General features: G+C 67.7%; 14 protein-coding genes. 10 read left to right on the plus strand and 4 right to left on the minus strand.

Translation table 11 applies throughout. From position 1 onward, the window contains the following. Positions 1-4: 4 nt before the first annotated feature. Genes THIARS_RS14205 through THIARS_RS14225 form a run of 6 tightly spaced genes read left to right on the plus strand, consistent with a single transcriptional unit; the run spans position 5 to position 4,585 of the window. The gene (locus THIARS_RS14205) at positions 5-745 is read left to right on the plus strand and encodes a F0F1 ATP synthase subunit B family protein (RefSeq protein ID WP_094161458.1); all 741 of its coding nucleotides are present in this window, start codon (positions 5-7) and stop codon (positions 743-745) included. Further along, a complete protein-coding gene (locus THIARS_RS14210) occupies positions 729-2,264 on the plus strand; it encodes a F0F1 ATP synthase subunit alpha (RefSeq protein WP_094161459.1) in 1,536 nt (511 codons plus the stop codon). Before THIARS_RS14205 ends, THIARS_RS14210 begins: the two co-directional genes overlap by 17 nt. Before the next feature lie 2 nt (positions 2,265-2,266). Beyond that, positions 2,267-3,163 (plus strand): F0F1 ATP synthase subunit gamma, encoded by an 897-nt coding sequence (locus tag THIARS_RS14215; RefSeq protein ID WP_094161460.1) that lies wholly within the window; start codon positions 2,267-2,269, stop codon positions 3,161-3,163. A 56-nt stretch (positions 3,164-3,219) separates the two neighbouring features. After that, positions 3,220-3,618 (plus strand): polyphosphate kinase 2 family protein, encoded by a 399-nt coding sequence (locus tag THIARS_RS18370; protein ID WP_141202428.1) that lies wholly within the window; start codon positions 3,220-3,222, stop codon positions 3,616-3,618. Next, positions 3,615-4,106: a translational machinery protein gene (locus tag THIARS_RS14220; RefSeq protein WP_245845928.1), complete on the plus strand. Its 492-nt coding sequence runs from the start codon at positions 3,615-3,617 to the stop codon at positions 4,104-4,106. The genes THIARS_RS18370 and THIARS_RS14220 overlap by 4 nt, the downstream gene beginning before the upstream one ends. A 26-nt stretch (positions 4,107-4,132) precedes the next feature. Then, positions 4,133-4,585 (plus strand): universal stress protein, encoded by a 453-nt coding sequence (locus tag THIARS_RS14225; RefSeq protein WP_094161461.1) that lies wholly within the window; start codon positions 4,133-4,135, stop codon positions 4,583-4,585. Between the two features lie 234 nt (positions 4,586-4,819). Here THIARS_RS14225 and THIARS_RS14230 read toward each other — a convergent pair whose 3' ends face one another. After that, the gene (locus THIARS_RS14230; protein WP_245845929.1) at positions 4,820-6,097 is read right to left on the minus strand and encodes a TolC family outer membrane protein; all 1,278 of its coding nucleotides are present in this window, start codon (positions 6,095-6,097) and stop codon (positions 4,820-4,822) included. A gap of 294 nt (positions 6,098-6,391) precedes the next feature. Here THIARS_RS14230 and THIARS_RS14235 point away from each other — a divergent pair, with 294 nt between their 5' ends. From THIARS_RS14235 to THIARS_RS14250, 4 genes are read left to right on the plus strand one after another with little or no spacing between them, the layout of a single operon-like run. Further along, on the plus strand, positions 6,392-7,426 hold the full coding sequence (locus tag THIARS_RS14235) for an HlyD family secretion protein (RefSeq protein ID WP_094161463.1): 1,035 nt from the start codon (positions 6,392-6,394) through the stop codon (positions 7,424-7,426). After that, entirely contained in the window at positions 7,410-9,245 is a 1,836-nt protein-coding gene (locus THIARS_RS14240; protein ID WP_094161464.1) for an ATP-binding cassette domain-containing protein, read from the plus strand. The genes THIARS_RS14235 and THIARS_RS14240 overlap by 17 nt, the downstream gene beginning before the upstream one ends. 10 nt (positions 9,246-9,255) lie before the next feature. After that, the gene (locus THIARS_RS14245) at positions 9,256-10,371 is read left to right on the plus strand and encodes an ABC transporter permease (RefSeq protein WP_094161465.1); all 1,116 of its coding nucleotides are present in this window, start codon (positions 9,256-9,258) and stop codon (positions 10,369-10,371) included. Between the two features lie 2 nt (positions 10,372-10,373). Continuing rightward, positions 10,374-11,483, plus strand: a complete 1,110-nt coding sequence (locus THIARS_RS14250) for an ABC transporter permease (protein ID WP_094161466.1) — start codon at positions 10,374-10,376, stop codon at positions 11,481-11,483. A 19-nt stretch (positions 11,484-11,502) separates the two neighbouring features. Here the strand turns inward: THIARS_RS14250 and THIARS_RS14255 are convergent, their stop codons facing one another. Genes THIARS_RS14255 through THIARS_RS14265 form a run of 3 tightly spaced genes read right to left on the minus strand, consistent with a single transcriptional unit; the run spans position 11,503 to position 16,287 of the window. Beyond that, on the minus strand, positions 11,503-12,627 hold the full coding sequence (locus THIARS_RS14255) for an alpha/beta fold hydrolase (protein WP_094161467.1): 1,125 nt from the start codon (positions 12,625-12,627) through the stop codon (positions 11,503-11,505). A 2-nt stretch (positions 12,628-12,629) separates the two neighbouring features. Continuing rightward, positions 12,630-14,987: a plasma-membrane proton-efflux P-type ATPase gene (locus THIARS_RS14260; protein ID WP_094161468.1), complete on the minus strand. Its 2,358-nt coding sequence runs from the start codon at positions 14,985-14,987 to the stop codon at positions 12,630-12,632. Between the two features lie 10 nt (positions 14,988-14,997). Then, a complete protein-coding gene (locus THIARS_RS14265) occupies positions 14,998-16,287 on the minus strand; it encodes an MgtC/SapB family protein (RefSeq protein ID WP_094161469.1) in 1,290 nt (429 codons plus the stop codon). Between the last annotated feature and the right edge of the window lie 2 nt (positions 16,288-16,289).

Here is a 16,289-nt window from a genome sequence, read left to right on the forward strand (position 1 = left end):
CGACATGACCATCGATTGGTGGACGGTCGGCCTGCAGACCGTCAATGTCCTGATCCTGGTCTGGCTGCTCGGACGCTTTTTCTGGCGTCCGGTGGCGGACGTGATCGCCAAGCGCCAGCTTGCGGCTCGGCAGATGCTCGACGACGCGCAGAGCAGGCGCCGCGAGGCGCAGGACGCGCTCGCCGAGATCGCGCGGACTCGCGCCGGGCTGGCGCAGGAGCGCGAAGCCCTGTTGAGCGCCGCGCAGGCCGAGGCCGAACGGCAGCGCGCCGCGCGCCTGCACGACGCGCAGGTGCAGGCGCAGGAGATCGCGGTTGCCGCCCGCGCGGCCCTGGCCGAAGAAGAGGCGGCGGCCGTTCAGACCTGGTCCGACCGTGCCGGCCGCCTCGCGCTGGACATGGCCCTGCGCCTGGCACAGCGGTTGGACGGTGCGGCAATCCGGGCTGCATTCCTGGACTGGCTGCTGAGTGAGATTCGTGCCTTGCCCGAGGCCGTGCGGCGATCCGCAGTGCAGGCCGGGGCAGCGGACGTGGTGAGCGGCACCGTGCTCGATCCGGCGGAGCAGGAGCGTTATCGGGCGCTCATCCACGAGGCATTCGGCACGCCCATGCAGCTGACCTTCAAGGTCGATGCGGCACTGATCGCGGGCCTCGAATTCCACGGTCCGCATCTCACCGTGACCAACAGCTGGCGCGCCGACCTGAATCGCATGTTCGCGGACATCTCCCATGGCCACCGCCCCTGACGCACGCGCCGAGGCATGGCTGGACCAGGCGCGGACGAGGATCGGCGCGGCAGCGCTGGGTCCGCAAGTCGAGCAGATCGGCCGTGTCGAGGAGGTTGGCGACGGCATTGCACTGGTCTCGGGCCTGCCTGATGTGAGGCTCGACGAGTTGCTGCGCTTCGACAAAGGGCAATTCGGCTTTGCCCAGATGCTCGAACGCGACCACATCGGTTGCGTGCTGTTCGACGACGTATCCGCCATCGAGGCTGGCGATACGGTGCGCGGCACCGGCGATGTGGTGCGTGTTCCGGTGGGCGCCGCGCTGCTGGGCCGCATCGTCGACCCGCTCGGCCGTCCGCTCGACGGCAAGGGCCCGATCGCCACCGAGGCGCTCGAACCGATCGAACGGCCTGCGCCAGCCATCATCGATCGGGACCTCGTGACCGAACCGGTGCAGACGGGACTCGTGGTGGTGGATACGCTGTTCGCCCTGGGGCGCGGGCAGCGCGAACTCATCATCGGCGATCGCGCCATCGGCAAGACCACCATCGCCATCGACACCATCATCAACCAGAAATCCAGCGACATCGTGTGCGTCTATATCGCCGTCGGCCAGAAGAGCGCCAGCGTGCGCCGCGCCATCGATGCGATTCAGACGCGCGGCGCTCCGCAGCGTTGCATCGTGGTGGTCGCCGGCGCGGCGAGTTCGCCCGGGCTGCAGTGGATCGCCCCATACGCCGGTTTCACCATGGCCGAGCATTTTCGTGATCGTGGCCAGCATGCACTGGTCGTGATCGACGACTTGAGCAAGCACGCCGCCAGCCATCGCGAGATCGCGCTGCTCACGCGCCAGTCGCCGGGCCGTGAAGCCTATCCGGGCGATGTGTTCTACGTGCATGCGCGGCTGCTGGAGCGCGCCGCCAAGCTCTCCAAGGCCAAGGGCGGCGGCTCGCTCACGGCACTGCCCATCGCGGAGACCGATGCCGGCAACCTCAGCGCCTATATCCCGACCAATCTGATTTCCATCACGGACGGGCAGATCGTTCTCGACGCCAAGCTGTTCTACCAGGGGCAGAAGCCGGCGGTCGACGTCGGCACCAGTGTCAGCCGGGTCGGCGGCAAGACGCAGGCGCCGGCGCTGCGCCAGGCCGCCGAAACCTTGCGCTTGGACTACGCGCAGTTCCTTGAGCTTGAAATGTTCACCCGCTTCGGCGGCATGCCCGACATGCGCGTGCGCCAGCAGCTCGCACGCGGGGCGCGGATACGCGCCATATTCGCTCAGCCGCAGCATGCCCCGCTGCGGCTCGCGGACGAGGTGGCTTTGGTTCTGGCGCTGCAGTCCGGCCTGCTCGACTCGGTGGAGCCGCAAGGCATCGCCGAGTTCAGGCAAGGCCTGCGGGACATACTCGACCGCGGCGCACCGGACGCCGTGCGCCAAATTCAGGACACAGGCATGCTTGATGAGGCGCAGAGGAGCGCGCTCATCGCCACGCTCGGTGGGCATCTTCGTGCCCTCGCGCCGACACGGGGAGAAGGGTAGTCATGACCGAGCGCCTTGCCGAGATCGGCGCGCACATCGACGCCATCCGCCAACTGGGCGCCGTGGTGAATGCCATGCGCGGAATCGCCGCGGCGCGCGCGCAGCACAGCCGCGGGCAGCTCGCCGCCGTGGACAGCTATGCAGCGAGCATCGCGGTCGGGATCGGCCACGCCCTCGCATTGGCCCCGGCCCCGGCGGTCGACGGCTCAAATAAGCCGGCGCGTCAGGCCCTGGTGCTGTTTTGCGCCGAACAAGGCTTCGCCGGAGCCTTCAGCGAGCGGGTGCTCGATGCCGCGTCGAACGACCTTGCCTCTGCGGATCTATTTCTGGTGGGAACCCGCGGCGGCGCCATCGCGGCCGAAAGAGGCGTGACTCCAGGCTGGAAGCACCCCATGCCGGCGCATGCGCTCGGCGTTCCCAGGCTTGCCGACCGCATCGTGGAGGCCTTGTATGCCAAGCTCGCGGCCGGCAAGGTTGACAGGCTGGACGCCGTCTTCAGCCTCTCGGGGCGTGCCGATGGGGTTCGTGTCGAGCGCCGGCGCCTGTTTCCGATGAACATGGCTGATTTCTCCCGTTCCACGCACAACGACGTGCCCCTGATGAATCTGGCGCCCGCCCAACTCCTGCAGGACCTTACGGCGGCCTACGTGCACGCCCAGCTCTGCAAGGCCGCGCTCCACGCGTTCGCCGCGGAGAACGAAGCGCGCATGGAAGCGATGGCCTCCGCAGGCAAGCAGATCGAACGCCAGCTGACAACCTTGCAAGCAACCCAGCGCGTGGTGCGGCAGGAGGAGATCACGGCGGAAATCATCGAACTCGCCACGGGCGAGGCGGCCAGCCGCCAGGGAGCTGGGAAGCCGTCGTCCCCAACCAATGCAAGACGACTCGGCCTTGCATGACGCGAGTCCAACTCATGCGGCGGATCGAACAACCGAGCAGAAGGACCCTGTCCCACATGAACATACCGACTGACGCCAGCACCGCCCGCAATGCCATGTTCTCCCGCACCCACGTCGCCGCCGCGCCGTCGTTCGTGGCGTGTGCCGGCGGAAAGAAACGAGCGCGTTTGAGCCTGATCATAGATTCGTCGTTGCAGATGCATTACAAGCATGGAAAGGGCGTGCGTTGGGGCGTCCAGATCCCAGGGCCGCCTTTTCATAGGGGGTTGCGGCGTTCCAGGAGAGAATGGTCGCGCCCCGATCGGATCGTGCAATACCCAGGAGATCCGCCGATGTCCAGTTCATGTATCTCGATCGACAGCAAGGCTGCGCAATCTGACGAGGAATCCGGCCACGTTTCTTGCTTCCGGGAAGCGTTGCTCCGACCTTTTGTTTTCAAAGGAGAGTTGACATGACACACCGTCACGCCGTCGTCTGGGTTGATCACGCCCAGGCCCATGTCTTGTTCATCGATGCCGAGGATGTCGAGAAGGCCGTCGTCGAGGCCACCGGAAATCCGCACGTGCACCACAGGCGCGGTGCCATGGGACCGGGCAAGGCCGAGGCGGACCAGTCCTACTACCACGGCATCGCGCAGGCGCTGGTCGACGCGCGGGAAATCTTGATCACCGGTCCCGGCCAGGCCAAGCTGGCCTTGTTCAGGCATTTGCAGCATCATGACCCGGCCGTCGCCCAGCGCGTGCTGGGGCTGGAAACCGCGGACCACCCGACGGACGGCCAACTCGCCAGGCACGCGCGGGATTACTTCAGGGTGAAGGACCGCATGCTGGGCGATTTCCCTGCCGCGGCCGTGGCGGAAGTGAACGATCCCGGCAAGCCGAAGAAAACCAGCGAGAGTCATGCCACAGGGTCCAAGCGCGCGCCGACCCACCGCCCATCCTGAACGCCGCGCGCAAACGGGTCACGACCATGTCGCCTTACACGAAGATTCTGGTTGCTGTCGATGCCAGCAACACGGCGCGCGTCGCCGCGGAACACGGCATCGCGTTGGCACGCGCGCACAAGGCCGCGCTGCGCTTTCTCACCGTGATCGACTATGACGGCTTCGTCGGCGCCGTGCCGAGCTTGCTGACGGTGATGCACAACGACGCGCGGCTCATGCTGGACGGCTGGATGAAGCAGGGCACGCTGTGGGGGCTCGACACCTGCACCGCCGTCGTCGAAACCGACCCGCGCAACCCGCGTGTCGCCGACGCCATCGTCGCGGACGCAAGGGAGTGGGGCGCAGACCTCATCGTCATCGGCAGCCATGGCCGCAGCGGCGTTCGCCATCTGTTGCTCGGCAGCGTGGCCGAAGGCGTGGCCAGAGCCAGCACGATACCCGTGCTCATCGTCCATCCGCAACACCAGGCCGCGCCCTGATCCGAAGATTGCGCTGGCCAGGCCCGGCTGCATGCCGGGCCTGGCCAGCGGGTCGAATCGCTCTTTCGAATCGCTCATGTTGCCAAGCGTATGAACGACCATGCGTGTGCATGAACCGCATCCTCATTTCTGGCGCGTCTCCAACTGAGGCGGACCATGGCGTTCTGAAGGGGGGATGGATGGCGACACCAAGCCCTTGTCCTGGAAATCACCCGTCGTCGCCTGAACGCAGGGTCAAGGCGAAGCGGGCTGGAGCAGGGCGTTGATGGTGTCCAGGTCCTGCTGGTCCAGTTCACCGGCGGCCAATTTGAGCCTGAGCGCGCTCACCAGGACGTCGTAGCGCGCCTGATCGGCCTGGCGCTGCATGTCGAACAGCTGCGACAAGGCATTGAGCACGTCGATATTCACGCGGACCCCGACCTTGTAGCCGGTTTCGTTGGCCTGTAGCGAACTCTGGCTGGAGCGGACGGCCGTCTGCAGAGCCTTGACCTGGGCGCGGCCGGACTCCAGGCCAAGATAGGCCGCCCGTGCATCCTGCGCGGCGGCCAGGCGCGCCGTATCGAGATCGGCCTGGGCCTTGTCGAGCAGATGCGCGGTTTCCTGCACATGGCTTTGCACGCCGTAGCCCGTGAAGATGGGCACTTGCACCTGCACCCCGATCGAGGCGATGTCAGCGCGGTTGCCGAAGGGAAACAGATTGCTGCCCCCGCTGGTGCTGGCATGGTCCAGCCGGGCGTAGGCATCCACCGTGGGCAGATGGCCGGTTGCCGCCTTCTTCGCCTCCAGCCGGGCGACCTCCACCGCCAGCCTGGCCTGCTCGACGACGAGATTGCGGCCTTGTGCCGCTTGCGCCCAGTGTTGCAGATCTCCTCCGGGGTCTGGCAGGCGGATGTCTGCGGTGAGGCCCGCAAGTCGGCCGGGCACGCGTCCGGTCAGCTGCTGCAGCGCCGAATCGGCCAGTGCGACTTGATTGCGCGCGGCGATGACCTTGGCACCGGTCAGGTCGTCGCGCGCCTGCGCGTCGCGCACGTCCACGATGGTGCCATTGCCCGCCGCGAAATTGCGCCTGGCGGACGCGAGCTGCTGGCGAATGGCCTTGTGCTGCTCTCGCAAGGAGCGCAGGCTGTCCTGTGCGGACAGCACGCTGAAATAGGCTGCGGCCACTTGCACCATCAGATTTTGATTCTGGTACGCCAGTTGCGTATAGGCGATGCGCGCGCCAATTTCCGCTTGGCTCACGTTGATGCCATCAGCTGGCCGATACAGGGATTGGGTTGCGGTGAGGTTGATGTCGCGGGCGATGTAGTCCCAGTTGGTGGGGAATCCGAATCGCTGCAGCAGCGGGTTCTCGCTGTTGTCCTGCGCGTTCTCGCTCAGGCTCGCGCCCGCCGTGAGCTGAGGCAGCTGGCGGGACCTGGCCAGCGGCACGCGTGACAGCGCGGCCTGGTAGTTGGCTTGTGCGCTGCGGAGCGCCGGGCTGTACTGCTGGGCCTGTGCGAAGACCTGGATCAAAGTTTCCGCGCGCGCCGCGCAAGCCAGCCCGAGAACGAGCGCCAGTGCCGCCAGAATCCGTGCTCGTCGGCGAAGCTGGACGCAAACATCCGGGAGGTACGCGCCCGAGCGCCGCAGAGGCTTGAAATGAGGGTGGCGCATAAAAGGGCGGAAGGCGCGGGTTCAGTCACGGTCTGAGCGGCTTTCATGCTAGCCGGCGGTCGCCTGGCTTGTTTGCGCTGCATCAAGGGACCGCCTGGCCCGGGCGCGACAATAGCCCGCAGGCCAGTCTTCGGACCATCTCGTCCGCCAACCATGAAAAGCAAGCGCCTCGCCGCTGTGGTTCTCATGCTCGTCTTGATTGCCGCGGGCGTGGCGGTCTATGGCGTGCTGCACCGCTCCAGGCCACCGGCGCAGCGCCTCACGCTCTACGGCAACATCGACTTCAGGCAGGTCCAGCTGGCGTTCAACGATGCAGGCCGTGTCGCGCAACTGCTGGTGCAGGAGGGCGACCCGGTGAACAAGGACCAGCCGGTGGCGCGGCTCGACCCTGCGCGTTTCCAGGACGCCGTGAATCGTGCCCAGGCTGCGTTGTCGGTGCAGCAGAGCATCCTGGCCAAGCTGGTCGCCGGTAATCGGCCGCAGGAGATCGCGGAGGCGCGCGCCGGCGTGGATGCCGCGCAGGCCGCGCTGCAGAATGCCGAGGTCACTTTCCAGCGCCAGCAGTCCCTGGTCGATGCGGATTTTCTCCCCAGGCAGAGCCTGGACAACGCTGCCCAGGCGCGCAAGACGGCCCAAGCCCATCTGCAGCAGGCCAGGCAGGCCTTGAGCCTGGTGTTGCAAGGTCCACGCAAGGAGGACATTGCCGCCGCCCGCGCCCAGGTGCGGGCCGACCAGGCCGCGCTGGCCCTGGCGCAGCGCCAGCTTGCCGACACCGAACTGCGCACGCCCGACGCCGGCGTGGTGCAAAGCCGCATCCTGGAAGTGGGCGATATGGCCGCGCCGCAGACTCCGGTCATGACCATCGCGCTGACCAACCCGGTGTGGGTGCGCGCCTATGTTCCGGAACGCGAGCTGGGGCGGGTGGCGTCCGGCATGCGCGCGCGCATCCTGAGCGATAGTTTTCCAGGCAAGGCATTCGCGGGCTGGATCGGCTTCGTTTCGCCCACCGCCGAGTTCACGCCCAAGTCCGTACAGACCACCGAGTTGCGTGCCGAGTTGGTCTACCGCGTGCGGGTGTACGCCTGCAACCCGCAGGGCATGCTGCGCCTTGGCATGCCGGTGACGGTGGAGGTGCCGCTGCACGACAACGCTCCGCAACGCGTCCCGCAAGATGTCTGCGCCGGATGATGCGGTGGAGGGCTCAGCCCTGGTGTTCGAAGCCGCGCACAAGCATTTCCTGCAGGGAAAGCGGCAGGTCGAGGCGCTGAAGGGCCTGAGCGCGAGAATTGCCGCCGGGCGGGTGACTGGACTGCTGGGCCCGGATGGCGCCGGCAAGACCACCTTGATGCGCCTGGCTGCCGGCCTGCTGTTGCCGGATGCGGGGCAGGTGAGGGTGCTGGGCCGGGACACGCGCCATGACGCCGCGGCCATTCAGCAAGACATCGGCTATATGCCGCAGCGCTTCGGTCTGTACGAAGACCTCACGGTGCAGGAGAACCTGAACCTGTACGCCGACCTTCAGGGACTGGATGCGCAACGACGCGTCGCACGGTTCGACGAATTGTTGCGCCTGACCGCCCTGGGGCCGTTCGGCAAGCGCCGCGCCGGTGCGCTTTCGGGCGGGATGAAGCAGAAGTTGGGGCTGGCCTGTGCCTTGCTGCGCGCCCCGCGCCTGCTGCTGCTCGACGAGCCGACGGTCGGTGTCGACCCCATCTCGCGGCGGGAGCTGTGGAGCATCATTAAAGATCTGCGTGCCCGGGAGGTGACCGTGCTGGTCAGCACGGCTTACCTGGACGAGGCCGAACTGTGCGACGACATCCTGTTGCTGAACGAGGGAACCCTGCTGGCGCAGCAGCACCCGCAGGCCTTCGAGGCGCCTCTGGCAGGGCACTGCTATACCGTTCGCCACGGCGCGTTGCGCAGGCGTCCGCTTCAGGCGATTCTGCAGGCGCGCCCAGGCGTGCTCGATGCGAGGGTGCAAGCCGAAGGCGTGCGGGTTGTCGTGCAGGGCCCTGCGGCCTTGCCGCGGGACGATGAGGACTGGCAGCCCGCGCGCCCGCGGTTCGAGGACGCCTTCGTCAGTCTGCTGCGCCAGACGCATGCGGGCGCTGCGACCAAGGATGACATGGAGCCGGTGGCCCGGACCCGGATCGCATCGGACGGTGCGCGCGGTGCTTCCGGGCAGGGTGGATGGGTTTCGCGCGACCCAACGCATCTTGCCGCGCAAGGTCCGGCTCCGGGGGCGCAGACGGTGATCGAGGTGCATGAACTGCGCCGGCTGTTCGGCAGCTTCGAGGCGGTCAAATCGATCAGCTTCAGCGTGAAACGCGGCGAGGTGTTCGGCCTGCTCGGCGCGAATGGCGCCGGCAAGAGCACCGTGTTCCGCATGTTGTGCGGCCTGCTGCCGGCGAGCTCGGGAACCCTGCGCGTGGCCGGTGTGGATCTGCGCGATGCCCCGGCCGCGGCACGCGCGCGCATCGGTTATGTATCGCAGAAATTCGCGCTCTACGGCAATCTCAGCGTGGCGCAGAACCTGCGTTTTTTCGCATCGGCCTACGGCCTGCGCGGACGCCGGCGCGCGCTGCGCCTGGACTGGGCACAGCGCGAGTTCGAACTGGATGCGTACGCCGACGCCAACGCTGCCGACCTGCCGCTGGGCTACAAGCAGCGCCTGGCGCTGGCCTGCGCGCTGCTGCACGAGCCTTCCATCCTCTTCCTGGACGAGCCGACCTCGGGCGTCGATCCGCTGGCGCGGCGCGAGTTCTGGCAGCGCATCAATCTGCTGGCCGAGTCCGGCGTGACGGTGATGATCACCACCCACTTCATGGAGGAGGCGGAGTACTGCGACCATCTGGTGCTGATGTCGCTCGGCGATATCCTGGCCTTCGGCTCGCCGCAGGACATCCGCGCCCGGGCGCGCTCCGACGCGCAACCGGCACCGAGCATGGACGATGCCTTCGTGGCCCTGGTGCAGTCGCACGAGGCGCAGATCCGGAGGGCGGCATGAGGCACGCGGCATGAAGGCCATGCGCCTGCGCGGCCTGGTGCGCAAGGAGTTCCTGCAGATCGTGCGCGACCCGTCTGCCATCGCCATCGCCTTCATCATGCCGGTGGTGCTGTTGCTGCTGTTCGGCTACGGGGTTTCTCTGGATGCACACCACGTGCCGCTTGCCGTGGTGGTCGACCAGCCTTCGGCACAGACCGGCGACTTCGTCGGCGGGCTGGAACAGTCGCCGTATTTCGCGCCGCGGCGCTACCCCGACATCGGGGCCGCGCGCCGCGCCCTGGTCGAACGCCAGGTCTCGGGCATCGTCTGGCTGCGCGGGAATTTCGCACGCAAGCTGTTGTCCGGCGACACGGCGCCCATCGCGGTCTGGGTGGACGGCGTGGATGCCAACAACGCGCGCATCGTGCAGGGCTATCTGCAGGGCATGTGGCAGACCTGGCTGCAGTTGCAGGCCGATCGCATCGGCCGCAAGCTCACCCTGCCGGTGCAGGTCGAGGCGCGCATCTGGTTCAACCCGGCGCTGCGCAGCCGGGACTTCCTGGTGCCGGGGCTGGTGGCGGTGATCATGACCCTGATCGGCGCGCTGCTCACCGCGCTGGTGGTGGCGCGCGAATGGGAGCGCGGCACCATGGAGGCCCTGATGGCCAGTCCGGTGACCATGAGCGAGATCCTGCTCGGCAAGCTCGTGCCCTACTTCATCATGGGCATGGGCGGCATGCTGCTGTCGGTGGCCATGGCGGTGTGGCTGTTCGGCGTGCCGCTGCACGGTAGCCTGTGGCTGCTGGTGCTGTGTCCGGCCCTGTTTCTGCTGGTGGCGCTCGGCATGGGCCTGCTGATCTCCACGCTGGCGAAAAACCAGTTCGTCGTCGCGCAGGTCGCGGTGATCGTCACCTTCCTGCCCGCCTTCCTGCTGTCCGGCTTCATTTTCGACATCAACTCCATGCCCGCCGTGATCCAGGGGCTCACCCATGTCGTCGCCGCGCGCTACTACGTGGCCATCCTGCAGACGGTGTTTCTGGCCGGGGATGTGTGGCCGGTCGTGCTCGGCAACAGCCTGGCCCTGACGGGAATGGCGGTGCTGTTTCTTGGCCTGGCCTGGCGCAGGTCGCGCAAGAGGCTGGATTGACCATGTGGGCCCGTATCGTCGCGCTCGTGATCAAGGAGTTTCTCGCGCTGCTGCGCGACAAGGCCAGCCGTTTCGTGCTGATCGGCCCGCCGGTGATCCAGCTCCTGGTGTTCAGCTATGCCGCCAGCTTCGACCTCAACCATGTTCCCTACGCGGTGTACAACGAGGACGCCGGCTACGCCTCGCGCGAATTGCTGGCGCGCTTCAGCGGGGCGGGAACCTTCACGCAGGTGGCCACGGTACGCGACGAGGCGCAGATCGCCACGCTGATCGACGACAAGTCGGCGCTCATGGTGCTGCATATCGGGCCCCATTTCACGCGCGACCTGCTGACCCACCGCTCCGCCGGCCCGCAGGTCATCCTCGACGGCCGCGATTCGAACACGGCCTCGCTCGTGCTCAACGACGTCAACGGCATCCTGCTGGATTTCAACCAGGAGTGGGCCGCGGCGCACGGGTGGTCGCGGCAGCCGGCGCGGCTCGACATCCGCGCCTGGTTCAATCCCAACCTGCTGTCGCGCTGGTTCATCGTGCCGGGCATCGTGGCCCTGATCACCCTGGTGGTGACCCTGCTGGTCACGGGGCTTTCGGTGGCGCGGGAGCGCGAAATGGGCACCTTCGACCAACTGTTGGTCACGCCCATGCGCCCGGCCGAAATCCTGCTCGGCAAAGCCATTCCGGGCTTCATCGTGGGCGGCGCGGAGGGCGCGTTCATCGCGCTGGTGGCGGTGGCGTGGTTCCATATTCCCTTCGTCGGCAGCGTGCTGGCGCTGGCCCTGGGCATGTTCTTTTTCCTGCTGGCGGCCATCGGCGTCGGGCTCATGATTTCCTCGCTGGCCGTGACCCAGCAGCAGGGCCTGCTCGGCGTGTTCCTGTTCATGGTGCCGGCCATCATCCTGTCCGGCTTCGCCACGCCCATTGCCAACATGCCCGCGGCGGTGCAGTTTCTCACCCTCATCAATCCGATGCGCTATCTGCTCGTCATCGTGCGCGGGGTGTTTCTGGAAGGCAGCGGCGTGCACGATCTGCTGCCGCAGTTCTGGCCGCTGGCGCTCATCGGCCTGGCCAGCATGACGGCCGCGGCGTGGCTGTTCCGGCACCGCATGCAGTAAACCCGCCCAGGCGTTGTCCTCAGGCCTGCTGGGCAATGATCCAGGCGGCGATGACCGGCCAGACTTGCTTCAGCGTGCGCGCGCCCATGAACAGGCCGACATGCCCGCCCGGAACCATGCGCTTTTCGATCCGCGACTTGGGGGTGCCGAAGAGATGCTCGGCGGCGAACACCTGTTCGCTGCTGGTGATGTCGTCGCGCTCGCCGGCCAGGAGAAAGAGCGGGCAGGTGATGGCTTTCAAGTCGAGCCTGCGGCCGAGCGCCACGTACTCGCCTCTGGACAGCAGGTTGCGCTTGAACAGCCGGTCGATGACCTGCAGATACCAGCGCCCAGGAAGGTCGAGCGGGTTCTCGTACCAGCGCTCGAAGGCCTCGGTCTTGGACAGCCAGGCCGGATCGTCGATGTGCTCGTACAAATCGATGTGTTCCTGCACGTAGTGCTGCTCCGGGTGCATGTTCTTCCAGCCGGCGAGCATGAACTTGCCCAGCATGAGACCGTTGCCGGCGGCGACCAGATCCTCGTAGAAGAGCATCGGGCTTTCCTTCACCATCTTCACCAGCGGACCGCGCCCGGCATGGGTGTCGATGGGCGATCCCGCCAGCACCAGGCTGGCGACCTTGTGGGGAAAGCGCGCCGCCAGCATGGCCGCCATCCAGCCGCCCTGGCATAGGCCGACGAGATGCACGCGCCCGCCGAGGTCGTCGATGCAGGCGAGCAACTCGGCGAGGTATTGATCGACCTCGAGATCCTTCATGTCCGGCGTGGCCGAATGCCAGTCGGTCAGGTGCAGGTTCGCCACTCCGCCCGCACGCAGGGTCTGCATCAGGCTCTGGCCTTCGTGGTAGTCGGCGATCATGGATGTGTGCCCCGCATAGGGGGCATCGACCAGGGTCGGAAGGCCCGGAGCGCCCGGAGCCGAGTAATCGCACAGGTTCAGGGTGCGAAGAGCCAGGCGCACGCTGTGCGCCGTTGCAAGCCGGGGTTTGAGGCCGCCATGCAGGCGCGCTTCTTCGTCGAGGAACTTGACATTGCGCGCGGCGAGCTCGAGGCCCTGTTCGGCGAGGTCGGCGGCGAGCTGCACCGGCCAGAAAAAGGCCGAATTGATATTGACTTTGGAGGTCTCGTGACTTTGCGTGGTGGACATGACTAGACGATGGCGAAGCGCCGGAATGCAAGGTGCTTGGTTGCGTCGAGCGCCAGGGCAAACACGGCGCACGAGGCGAGCAGGCCGGCGACGAGCGCCGGCGGCACCGGCGCCATGAGCCAGCCCAGCGTGGCGAGAAGGCTTACCAGCGTGACGTCTCCCGCGCTGGCCAGGGCCATCCATCGGCCCGGCGCGAACGACCACAGCCTCCCGTCGGTGCGCAGCACGTAGATGCTGGCCTGGTTGGTGAAGACCAGGAGCAGGAACACCACGGTCTGCATCTGCTGCGCGCCCAGGTCCTGCGTGCCGCGTATCCACCAGTAGGCCGAGAAGGAGAACAGCAGCGACAGGGCGCCGAGCACCGCCGCGGCGCCGACTAGGCGCCGCACCGCCCAGCGCTGGGGTTTGGGCGCGGGGCGCACGCGGTCGGTGGCGATGCTCATGGTGACGAAATCATTGGCGAACAGCAGCAGCACGATCAGCATCGGCGAGATCACGAATCCGCCGGTGAGCCACAGGCCCAGCGTCAGGAACACGGTGATCTCGAAGGTCTTGAGGGTCTTGTTGAGGGTGTAAGTGAGCATGCGCCGATGCACCTCGCGCCCGGCCCGCACCACCGTCAGCACGCCGCCCAGGCCCGGGTCGGTCAGCACCACGCCGGCGGCGGCCTTGGCGACGTCGGTGGCGCTGGCCACGGCGATGCCCAGTTCGGCCTGACGCAGCGCCGGCGCGTCGTTGACGCCGTCGCCGGTCATGCCGGTGACGTGGCCGGCCTGCTGCAGCGCACGCACGATGGCGTGCTTGTCCTCGGGCAGCACGCGCGCATAGAGGTCGCAATCCTCGGGGTTTTGCGCCGCGGCGCCCTGCGCCACGCAGACGCGCGTGCCCAGGCCCAGCCTGGCGCCGATCGCGCGCGCGGTCTCCTGCGCGTCGCCGGTGGCCATGCACACCCGCACGCCGAGTTGCGTGAGCTGGGCGATCAGGGCGGCGGCGTCGGGACGCGGCGGGTCGGACAGGCCCACCACGCCCAGCAGTTGCAGGGCGTCCGCAGGGCCGGCGGCCACTGCCAGCACGCGCGCGCCGTCGGCGGCGAGCCGGCGTTCGGCCGCGTCCAGCGCGGCCTGCTGCGCGGCATCGAGCCGGCACAGCGGGCCGATCACGGTGGACGCCCCCTTGACCGCGTGCCACGCCTGCTCGTTCACAGTGTAGACGCCCTCGCTGCGGCGGGTGGACGGATCGAAGGGATGGAAGGCCTGCCGTTGCGGCGCGTCGGCCAGCAGCCCGCGCTCGCGCGCCGGGCCGAGAATGGCGAGGTCGAGCGGATCCTGTGTGGCGTCGTCGCTGGCCAGGCTTGCTGCGCGCAGCACGGCGTTTTCGTCGCTGCCCGCAGCGAGGGCGATCGCCCCGGCCAGCGTCAGCGCGTTCTGCGTCAGCGTGCCGGTCTTGTCCGAGACCAGCGTGTCCATCGACGCGGCTTCTTCCACCGCCGGCAGGCGCGTGACCAGCACGCCCCGGTGAGCGAGTTGGAGGCTGCTGACGGCGGTGGCCAGCGTGTAGGTGGCCGGCAGCGCCACCGGCACCGAGGCCACCAGCAGCATCAGCGCGAACACGGCGGTATCCGGCAGCGCCAGGTGGTGCAGCAGGGCATAGGCCAGCACCAGCACGACCAGCGCCGCATCGAAGATCACCAGCCGCTCGACGATGGCGAAGATGGTGCGCTGCATGTGGCTGGGCGCGTTGGACGTGCGCACGAGTTCGGCGGTGCGGCCGAAGAAAGTGCGCGCGCCGGTGGCGGTCACCTCGCCGCCGGCCTCGCCCTGGCGCACGATGGCGCCGGTATAGGCCGGCTTGCCCGGGCCGGCATCGACCGGCAGCGATTCGCCGGTGAGCGCGGCCTGGTCCAGCGCCACCGCGCCGTCGAACAGCAGCAGGTCGGCCGGCACCAGGTCACCGGCGCGCACGTGCACGATGTCGCCCGGCACCACCTGCTCGGCTGGAATCGGCTGCCACCGGCCGTCGCGCAGCACCCGCGCGGTCACGTGCAGCTGCTTGCGCAGCAGGGCCAGCGCATCCTTGGCGCGCTGCTCCTGCACGAAGGCCACCACCGCGTTGAACACCAGCAGCGCGGCGATCACCAGCGCCTCCAGCCGGCGGCCGAGCAGGAGCTGCAGCACGATCACCGCTTCCAGCATCCACGGCACCGGGGCCCAGAACTTGGCCGCGAGCAGTTTCCAAGCCGGGGTCGGCTTGTCCGCGATGGCGTTGGCGCCGAACCGCGCCAGGCGGCGCTGCGCCTCGGCCGCGCTCAACCCCAGCTTGCGGTCGGTGGGCGGCAAATCAGGGGCGGCGGTGTCTTGCATGGCGAGGGACTCAGCCAAGGCGCAGCGCCCAGAGCAGCGAGAACACGAGGGTCAGAGCCAGCCAGGCCGCTGCGGGCCACATCGAACGCTGGCGCGAGAGGGCCAGTGCGTAGCCGGCCTTGAGCAGGTTGTTGCTGCCGCTGGCGATGAGCACGGCGCTGATGACGGCGGATTCGCCCACCTGGAAGTGGCCCGCGAGCAACGCCAGCACGAAGGGATCGATATCACTGAAACCCACCAGGAAGCTCAAGACACGCAGGCCGGTGACGCCGAAGTGCTGGGTGACGAACATCGTGATCGCGGCGAAGGCCACGAACAGGCCGGCGAACAGGAAAGCCACCGGCAGATCGAGCGGGTTGTGCGGACCGAGTTTGGTGTTGACGGCTTGCGGCGCATCGGCGCGCACGCGGCGCCACAGCCACCAGGCCATGGCCAGCGAGCCCGACAGCAGCAGGCCGAAGGGCAGCGCGAGCCGCACCGCCTCGGGCCAGTGGCCGAGCACGATGATGACAACCCAAAGCCTGACATACATCATGGCGGTGGCCAGCACGGTGGCCGTCGGCGCCTGCGCGGCGATGCCTGGGTCCATGCGTGCCTGCCGCGCCAGCACCACGGTGGCGGCGGTGCTGGAATACACGCCGCCCAGAATTCCGGTGAGCAGGGTGCCGGCCTTGGGAAACAGATAAGTGTGCGCCAGATAGCCGAGGTAGGAGATGCCGGAGATCACCACCACGGCCATCCAAACCTTGGCATAGGTGATGTCGAGCAGGCCGGGTATGGGGGTGTCGGGCAGCAGCGGCAGCACCAGCCCGGCGAGGATGAGGAATTTCGCCAGGGTGACACCCTCGGACATCGGCAGCGCGTCGGACAGGCGGCGGATCAGCGGTTTTTCGGCCAGCATCAAGATGGCCACGATCAGCACTGCGGCAACCAGCCAGTCCGGCTGGGTGAGCACGAGAGGCCCCAGCGCATACGCCAGCAGTGCGATCAGCGCAGGCAACAGGGCGCCGCTGGTGTCGGTTCCCGCTTCGGCTCCCGCATGCGCACCGCGCGCAAGCCCCACGGCGAGCCAGGCGGCCAGCGCCAACAGTCCGGCCAGGTACAGTCCGCGCGGCGCCGAACCGTCCAGCAGCCAGAGCACGAAGCCTGCCGCGCCGATCAGGGTCAGGGTGCGCGTGGTGCCGAAGCCGATGCCCTCGCCCTGCGCGCGGCGGTAGCTGTGCAGTTCCAGCCCCAGCACGAAACTGAGCACGACGGTGGCGACGAACTGCAGCAGGGGTGCGGGAAGTGCGTTATGCATGT

The sequence above is a fragment of the Thiomonas delicata genome (assembly GCF_900088825.1).
Lineage (GTDB): Bacteria > Pseudomonadota > Gammaproteobacteria > Burkholderiales > Burkholderiaceae_C > Thiomonas_A > Thiomonas_A delicata.

What these genes read in the sequence shown, in the direction of transcription:
- THIARS_RS14245 (WP_094161465.1), top strand. Translation starts at nt 9,256, where the DNA reads ATGAAGGCCATGCGCCTGCGCGGCCTGGTGCGCAAGGAGTTCCTGCAG.
- THIARS_RS14215 (WP_094161460.1), top strand. Translation starts at nt 2,267, where the DNA reads ATGACCGAGCGCCTTGCCGAGATCGGCGCGCACATCGACGCCATCCGC.
- THIARS_RS14240 (WP_094161464.1), top strand. Translation starts at nt 7,410, where the DNA reads ATGTCTGCGCCGGATGATGCGGTGGAGGGCTCAGCCCTGGTGTTCGAA.
- THIARS_RS14210 (WP_094161459.1), top strand. Translation starts at nt 729, where the DNA reads ATGGCCACCGCCCCTGACGCACGCGCCGAGGCATGGCTGGACCAGGCG.
- THIARS_RS14220 (WP_245845928.1), top strand. Translation starts at nt 3,615, where the DNA reads ATGACACACCGTCACGCCGTCGTCTGGGTTGATCACGCCCAGGCCCAT.
- THIARS_RS14260 (WP_094161468.1), bottom strand. Translation starts at nt 14,987, where the DNA reads ATGCAAGACACCGCCGCCCCTGATTTGCCGCCCACCGACCGCAAGCTG.
- THIARS_RS14225 (WP_094161461.1), top strand. Translation starts at nt 4,133, where the DNA reads ATGTCGCCTTACACGAAGATTCTGGTTGCTGTCGATGCCAGCAACACG.
- THIARS_RS14250 (WP_094161466.1), top strand. Translation starts at nt 10,374, where the DNA reads ATGTGGGCCCGTATCGTCGCGCTCGTGATCAAGGAGTTTCTCGCGCTG.
- THIARS_RS14235 (WP_094161463.1), top strand. Translation starts at nt 6,392, where the DNA reads ATGAAAAGCAAGCGCCTCGCCGCTGTGGTTCTCATGCTCGTCTTGATT.
- THIARS_RS14265 (WP_094161469.1), bottom strand. Translation starts at nt 16,287, where the DNA reads ATGCATAACGCACTTCCCGCACCCCTGCTGCAGTTCGTCGCCACCGTC.
- THIARS_RS14205 (WP_094161458.1), top strand. Translation starts at nt 5, where the DNA reads ATGACCATCGATTGGTGGACGGTCGGCCTGCAGACCGTCAATGTCCTG.
- THIARS_RS14255 (WP_094161467.1), bottom strand. Translation starts at nt 12,627, where the DNA reads ATGTCCACCACGCAAAGTCACGAGACCTCCAAAGTCAATATCAATTCG.
- THIARS_RS18370 (WP_141202428.1), top strand. Translation starts at nt 3,220, where the DNA reads ATGAACATACCGACTGACGCCAGCACCGCCCGCAATGCCATGTTCTCC.